This is a genomic window from Pantoea sp. UYEF8 (assembly GCF_040546285.1).
GTDB classification, from domain to species: domain Bacteria; phylum Pseudomonadota; class Gammaproteobacteria; order Enterobacterales; family Enterobacteriaceae; genus Pantoea; species Pantoea brenneri.
Genome location: NZ_JBEPNM010000002.1, coordinates 600648 through 607867, shown reverse-complemented (window position 1 = coordinate 607867; position 7220 = coordinate 600648). Strand labels below are relative to the sequence as shown.

Annotated in this window: 6 protein-coding genes; 5 read left to right on the top strand and 1 reads right to left on the bottom strand. The window is 58.8% G+C overall.

The genetic code is table 11. From position 1 onward, the window contains the following. Positions 1 to 304: 304 nt before the first annotated feature. Positions 305 to 1759 (bottom strand): AMP nucleosidase, encoded by a 1455-nt coding sequence (locus ABIB18_RS06360; RefSeq protein ID WP_069728190.1) that lies wholly within the window; start codon positions 1757 to 1759, stop codon positions 305 to 307. A gap of 340 nt (positions 1760 to 2099) precedes the next feature. Here ABIB18_RS06360 and ABIB18_RS06355 point away from each other — a divergent pair, with 340 nt between their 5' ends. The 5 genes from ABIB18_RS06355 (at position 2100) to ABIB18_RS06335 (ending at position 7176) form a co-directional block, all read left to right on the top strand. Further along, the gene (locus ABIB18_RS06355) at positions 2100 to 3215 is read left to right on the top strand and encodes a branched-chain amino acid ABC transporter substrate-binding protein (RefSeq protein ID WP_031375104.1); all 1116 of its coding nucleotides are present in this window, start codon (positions 2100 to 2102) and stop codon (positions 3213 to 3215) included. A 136-nt stretch (positions 3216 to 3351) separates the two neighbouring features. Beyond that, positions 3352 to 4266 carry an ABC transporter permease subunit gene (locus tag ABIB18_RS06350; RefSeq protein WP_046288247.1) on the top strand — a complete coding sequence of 305 codons (915 nt, stop codon included), beginning with the start codon at positions 3352 to 3354 and terminating at the stop codon, positions 4264 to 4266. 10 nt (positions 4267 to 4276) lie between these two features. Beyond that, positions 4277 to 5560 carry a high-affinity branched-chain amino acid ABC transporter permease LivM gene (livM, locus tag ABIB18_RS06345; RefSeq protein WP_354473834.1) on the top strand — a complete coding sequence of 428 codons (1284 nt, stop codon included), beginning with the start codon at positions 4277 to 4279 and terminating at the stop codon, positions 5558 to 5560. After that, positions 5553 to 6434 (top strand): ABC transporter ATP-binding protein, encoded by an 882-nt coding sequence (locus tag ABIB18_RS06340; protein ID WP_069728192.1) that lies wholly within the window; start codon positions 5553 to 5555, stop codon positions 6432 to 6434. Before livM ends, ABIB18_RS06340 begins: the two co-directional genes overlap by 8 nt. Then, positions 6427 to 7176 carry an ABC transporter ATP-binding protein gene (locus tag ABIB18_RS06335; RefSeq protein WP_354473833.1) on the top strand — a complete coding sequence of 250 codons (750 nt, stop codon included), beginning with the start codon at positions 6427 to 6429 and terminating at the stop codon, positions 7174 to 7176. Before ABIB18_RS06340 ends, ABIB18_RS06335 begins: the two co-directional genes overlap by 8 nt. Positions 7177 to 7220: the final 44 nt, after the last annotated feature.

Genomic DNA, 7220 nt, shown 5'->3' with positions numbered 1-7220 from the left:
GCGAACCTCAAAACCTCACCAGCCGGCGAACGAAACCCTCTCAGCCCCCGTTCGCGCAGCGAACCCCAAAACCTCACCGGCCAGCGAACGAAACCCTCTCAGCCCCGTTCGCGCAGCGAACCTCAAAACCTCACCAGCCGGCGAACGAAACCCTCTCAGCCCCCGTTCGCGCAGCGAACCCCAAAACCTCACCGGCCAGCGAACGAAACCTTCCCAGCCTCGTTCGCGCAGCGAACCCCCAAACCTCATCGGCCAGCGAACGAAATCTGCTCTCAGCCCCGTTCGCGCAGCGAACCTCAAACCCCTACCGGAAAGGCGGCTCATTAAACGTCCGCAATTTACGCGAATGCAGCTTATCGCCTTCAGCACGCAGCAACTCAACCGCGTGAATACCGATCTGCAGATGCTCCGAAATAGCCCCTTCATAGAAACGGTTCGCCTGGCCCGGCAGCTTAATCTCACCGTGCAGTGGCTTATCCGAGACGCAGAGCAGGGTGCCGTAAGGGACGCGGAAGCGATAACCCTGCGCCGCGATGGTGGCGCTCTCCATATCGACCGCCACCGCGCGACTCAGGTTGAAGCGCAGTGCCGAGGCTGAATAGCGCAACTCCCAGTTGCGGTCGTCGGTGGTGACGACGGTGCCGGTACGCAGGCGCTGTTTTACCTCTTCACCCGGCATGCCGCTCACCGTCTTGGTGGCGTCATACAAGGCGCGCTGCACTTCCGCAATGCTCGGCACCGGGATATCCGGCGGCAGCACGCTGTCGAGAACGTGATCGTCGCGCAGATAAGCGTGCGCCAGCACATAGTCACCAATCCGCTGGCTCTCGCGCAAGCCACCACAGTGACCAATCATCAGCCAGGCGTGCGGGCGCATCACCGCCAGATGATCGCAGATGGTTTTGGCATTCGACGGGCCGACGCCGATATTGATCAGCGTAATGCCGCGGCGGTCAGGCGAGGTGAGATGCCAGGCGGGCATCTGATGCTTCTTCCAGGCGAGGTCGGAAAGCATCGACTCGCTGTTGGCGGTATCGGCCGTCAGCACCACGTCACCGGCGCAGGCCAGGCTGTCATACGGCGTGTTGGGATCGCGTACCTGCTCAATCGCCCAGCGCACGAACTCGTCAACATACCGGGTGTAGTTGGTGAACAGCACAAACGGCTGGAAATGATCGACGGCAGTGCCGGTGTAGTGACGCAGACGGGCCAGTGAGAAGTCGGTTCTCAGCGCGTCGAAGTGCGACAGTGGAAAGCGGGCATCGGCATGGAACAGGCCATCAGCGGTCTCATCGCCAATCTGCGACAGTTCGGTGGTCGGGAAGTGACGGGCGATACCGGCGCTCATGGTGCGATCCAGCGACAGATCGGAACCGTCAATCACGTAAGGATAGGGGATCTCCTGGCTGGAAGGCCCGACTTCGATCTCCAGCCGATACTCTTTCTCCAGCATCGCCAGTTGTTCAGCAATATAGTGCCGCAGCAGCGCAGGGCGGGTAATGGTAGTGCTGTAGCTGCCGGTGTGGGTAAAACGTCCCCATGCACGGGTGCGGTTCTGCTGAGGCCCTTCGCCGTGCCAGCTAATACGCAACTCAGGGTAAACAAACAATCCCTGTGCGCGTTCGGCCGCCTCCGGCAGCGAGCCATCCTCGGTGAAGGCTTTGATTGCCGTGCGCAGCGCATCGACCGCGCCCTCATACAGGCGCTCAAGTTCATCCAGCGCTTGCTGGCTGGTCAGGTTTTTCCGTTGTGTCGGCATGGTTTCTCCTTCCATTTGTTACCGCGTTTTGCCCAAGCTTAGCGGGTTTGTTGCAGAGATTGGTGAAGAATCTGTGATCGACCGCATTTTGCACCAACCTGGTGCTGGTGTGTTGGCCGCGTCGCTCTATTGTTAGTGATCGGTGACCCTCACTAACGTGGCAGGTCGCCTTCACCCGCCGTGCGGATTATTTTCACAGCCGCAGGTTTTATGGCGAGATTATTGCTTAAATCTTCCGTGGCGCGGCTGGCCGCACCCGGTAATACCACTCTCCACTCTCTGTTCAGAAACTGATTTCTCCTGATTGGCATTGGCTCTTAACCCTGTTGAGGATGACCGCATGTCTGTGAAAGTGATCAAGTTCCCTATCAAGCTCGTCATGGCCGGATGTTTAATGACCGCGTTATCGGCACACGCCGATATTAAAATTGGCGTCGCCGGACCTTTCTCCGGTCCGAATGCCACCTATGGTGCGCAGTACTGGAAAGGTGCCTCGCAGGCTGCGGCGGATATCAACGCGGCGGGCGGCATTAACGGCGAGAAAATTGTGCTGGTTCAGGGTGATGATGCCTGTGAACCGAAGCAGGCGGTGTCAGTCGCGAACCGACTGGTGGATCAGGACAAAGTGAATGCGGTGGTCGGTCACTTCTGTTCTTCCTCCACTATGCCTGCCTCAGAGGTGTATGACGAAGCAGGCGTACTGGCGATTACGCCAGGCTCCACCAATCCTAAAATTACCGAGCGGGGCATGAAAACTCTGTTCCGCATGTGTGGACGTGATGACCAGCAGGGTGCGATTGCCGCGGATTTCATCCTCGACAAACTGAAGGCGAAGAAAGTCGTGGTGATCCACGACAAAGATACCTACGGCCAGGGGCTGGCAGATGCCACCAAAGCCGCACTGGAGAAACGCGGCGTCAAGGAGGCGATGTATGAAGGTTTATCGCGCGGCGAGAAAGATTTTAACGCGCTGGTGACCAAAATCGGCCAGTTAAAACCCGACGTGGTCTACTTCGGCGGTTGCCACCCGGAAGCGGGGCCGCTGGTGCGTCAGATGCGTGAGCAGGGAGTGAAAGCGGACTTCTTCTCCGGTGACTGCATCGTGACCGAAGAGATGGTGACCGCCGCTGGCGGGCCGCAATACACCAAAGGGGTTTATATGACCTTTGGCAACGATCCACGCCAGATTGCCGATGGTAAAGCGGTGATTGAAAAATTCCGTGCCGGCGGCTTCGAACCTGAAGGCTATACCCTTTACGCCTATGCCTCGATTCAGGCGATTGCCGCTGCCTACAAAGGCGCCGGCAAGGATAACGAAAAAGCCAGCGAATGGCTCAAAGCCAATAGCGTTGATACCGTGATGGGCAAAAAGTCCTGGGATAGCAAAGGGGATTTAAAAGTCTCTGACTACGTGGTGTATCAGTGGGATGACAAAGGAAAATATCATCAGCTCTGAGTAAACCGCCAGGCTGTAATCCCCCGCGATTACAGCCTGAAACAGTCGGGCGACAGCCGGGGGACGCGGCAACGCGTCACTCAGGCATACCTTTTCCGGAGCCGGTGCGACGGGCTCCCGCAGTGAGACTTTTGCTATGGATGCCTTCTTTTTACAGCAAATGGTGAATGGCCTGACGCTGGGTGCAGTTTACGGCCTGATCGCCATTGGCTATACCATGGTTTACGGCATTATCGGCATGATCAACTTCGCCCACGGCGAGGTCTATATGCTGTCCGCCTATCTGTGCGCCATCGGTCTGGCGCTGCTCTCCGCGTTCGGTATTCACTCTTTTCCACTGCTGATCTTCGGAACGCTGCTGTTCACCATCGTTATTACCGCCGTTTATGGCTGGACCATTGAGCGCATCGCCTATCGTCCGCTGCGCAACTCCACCCGGCTGGCGCCGCTGATCTCCGCCATCGGCATGTCACTGATTCTGCAAAACTATGTGCAGCTCAGCCAGGGGCCCAACCAGCAGGGCGTGCCCACGCTGCTGAGCGGCGTATTGCGGCTGGAGCTGGCAAGCGGCGTGGTGCAGATTACCTGGACCAAAGTATTCATCCTGCTGGCGGCGGCCTGCGGCATGGCGCTGCTGACCTGGATTATCCAGTACACCCGGCTGGGACGCATTTGTCGGGCGGTGCAGCAGGATCGGCGGATGGCGGCGATCCTCGGGATTAATACCGATCGGGTTATTTCCCTGGTGTTTATGATTGGCGCGTCGATGGCCGGTCTGGCCGGCGTGCTGGTGACGATGAACTACGGCACCTTCGATTTTTACGCCGGATTCATTATTGGCATCAAAGCGTTCACCGCGGCGGTGCTGGGTGGTATCGGTTCGCTGCCGGGCGCGATGCTGGGCGGCCTGCTGCTCGGCGTGGCGGAGGCGCAGTTCGCCGGGCTGGTGAATTCCGATTACAAAGATGTGTTCTCCTTCGCGTTACTGGTGGTGATCTTAATCTTCCGCCCGCAGGGATTACTGGGTCGCCCGCTGGTGGCAAAAGTGTGAGGACGCTGAGATGAATCAAACCAATCAGGGAGTGAATGTGGCCGAGGCGCTGCGGGAAACGGTGCTGGCCGGGTTAATCGCACTGGTGGTATTTGGCCCGATCGTTGGCATTGTGCTGGAGGGCTACCAGTTCCGCATACAACCGCTGCGGGTGGCGGTGCTGGTGGGCATTGTGATGGCGGGTCGCCTGCTGTTCAGCCTGTTTCTGCAAACCCGCAGTGGTAAAGCACTGCTGCGCAAGTTTGACGGCGAAGGTGGCGGGGTGTACGTGCGTGAACCCGGTTATCGCTCCCGGCTGCGCTGGATCCTCCCGCTGCTGCTGATCGCCGCCTGTCTGTTCCCGCTGTTTTCAACCAAATATCTGCTGACGGTGGCCATACTCGGGCTGATTTATGTGCTGCTCGGCCTCGGGCTGAACATCGTGGTCGGACTGGCCGGATTGCTGGACCTGGGTTACGTGGCGTTTTATGCCATCGGTGCTTATGGCCTGGCGTTAGGCTATCAATATCTTGGACTGGGATTCTGGAGCATGCTGCCGATTGCGGCGCTGATGGCGGCCTGTGCCGGGGCGCTGCTGGGATTTCCGGTACTGCGAATGCACGGCGACTACCTGGCCATTGTGACGCTTGGCTTTGGCGAGATTATCCGGCTGGTGCTGAATAACTGGCTGTCGTTTACTGGTGGACCGAATGGCGTATCGGTGCCGGCACCGATCTTTCTCGGGCTGGAGTTTGGCCGCCGTGCGCGCGAAGGCGGCGTGCCGTTCCACGAGTTTTTCCACCTTAGCTATAACCCCAACATGAAGTTTATCTTCATCTACACGGTGCTGGTATTGGTGGTGCTGCTGGTGCTGTATATCAAGCATCGCCTGACGCGTATGCCGATCGGCCGGGCCTGGGAAGCGTTACGTGAAGATGAGATCGCCTGTCGGGCGATGGGGCTGAATCACGTGCTGGTCAAGCTGTCGGCCTTTATGCTGGGGGCATCGACGGCCGGTATCGCCGGCGTCTTCTTCGCCAGCTATCAGGGATTCGTCAATCCTACTTCGTTCACCTTCTTTGAGTCCGCGCTGATCCTGGCGATTGTGGTGCTGGGTGGCATGGGATCGACGCTGGGGGTGGTACTGGCGGCCTTTGTGCTGACCGTGGCACCGGAACTGCTGCGCAGTTTTGCCGAATATCGCGTGCTGCTGTTTGGCATGCTGATGGTGCTGATGATGATCTGGCGACCGCGTGGACTGGTGCGCACCAGCCGGGTCGGTGTCCCGCTGCGTCAGGGAGCCCGCCATGAGTGATGCCATTTTGCAGGTCGAAAAGCTGATGATGCGCTTCGGCGGTATCCGGGCGCTAAACGAGGTCAGCCTTAAGGTTGAACGCGGATCGGTCACCGCCTTAATCGGGCCGAACGGTGCCGGTAAAACTACCGTGTTTAACTGTCTGACCGGCTTTTATCGCGCCAGCGGGGGGCGAATACAGCTCAACGCCAACCAGCGGTCGACCGATGTGATTCAGGTGCTGGGCGAAAAAATTCACGCCGCTGACTGGCTTAATCCGGCTCAGCTCGGGTCCCGCCTCTGGTACAAAATGTTTGGCGGTGCGCACCTGGTTAACCGTGCCGGACTGGCGCGCACCTTCCAGAATATCCGGCTGTTTCGTGAGATGTCGGTGATTGAGAACCTGCTGGTGGCGCAGCACATGCTGGTGAACCGTAACCTGCTGGCGGGGGTGTTCAATACCCGCAGCTACCGGGCAGCGGAAAACCGCGCGCTCGATCGCGCTTTCTACTGGCTGGAAACGGTGGACCTGGCGACCAGCGCCAACCGGCTGGCCGGGACGCTCTCTTACGGCCAGCAGCGGCGACTGGAAATTGCGCGAGCCATGTGTACCCAGCCGGAATTGATCTGTCTGGATGAGCCCGCAGCCGGGCTGAATCCGGTGGAAACCGAGGCGCTCAGTGCCATTCTGCATCGTCTGCGCGCCGATCACCGCATCAGCGTACTGCTGATTGAGCACGATATGCCGATGGTGATGAGTATCTCCGATCACATTGTGGTGCTGGACCACGGCGAAGTTATTGCCGAGGGCACGCCGCAGCAAATTCGCCACGATCCACGGGTGATTGCTGCGTATCTCGGCAGCGATGACGAGGAGGAGCAAAACCATGGCTGAGCCGCTGTTGCAGTTCGAGGCAGTCGATCTGTTTTATGGCCCGTTACAGGCGCTGAAAAGCGTCTCGCTGACGGTCAATGCGGGTGAGACAGTGGCGCTGATTGGCGCCAACGGCGCGGGTAAATCGAGCCTGCTGATGTCGATTTTTGGGCAGCCGCGCATCGCCAGCGGGGAAATCTATTTTCACGGTCAGCCGATCAGCCAGAAGTCGACCCATTTTATTGCAGCCAGTGGCATCGCTCAGGCACCGGAGGGACGCCGTATCTTCGCCGACATGACCGTGGAGGAGAATTTGCAGATGGGCACCATTGCCATCGGCAATCGTTATCAGAAAGAGGATCTGGCGCGGATGTACAGCCTGTTTCCGCGCCTGCTGGAGCGGCGTCGGCAGCGTGCGATGACGCTCTCCGGCGGTGAGCAGCAGATGCTGGCGATTGCCCGCGCGCTGATGAGCCGGCCAGCGCTACTGCTGCTGGACGAACCCAGCCTCGGCCTGGCGCCGATTGTGGTTAAGCAAATCTTCACTATTCTGCGCGAGCTGACGGCGCAGGGGATGACGCTGTTTCTGGTGGAGCAGAATGCGCGCCATGCGCTGAAGCTGGCCAATCGCGGTTATGTGATGGTGAATGGCGAAATTCGCTTAAGCGGCAGCGGGGCAGAACTGCTGAACAATGAAGAGGTTCGTAGTGCTTATCTGGGCGGCGCAGCAGCGCCTGCCGTCGGCGGAATAAAAAGTTTGTAACGATGATTAATTTGGGCAGGAAAGACTTTGCATATTTCTCTGCC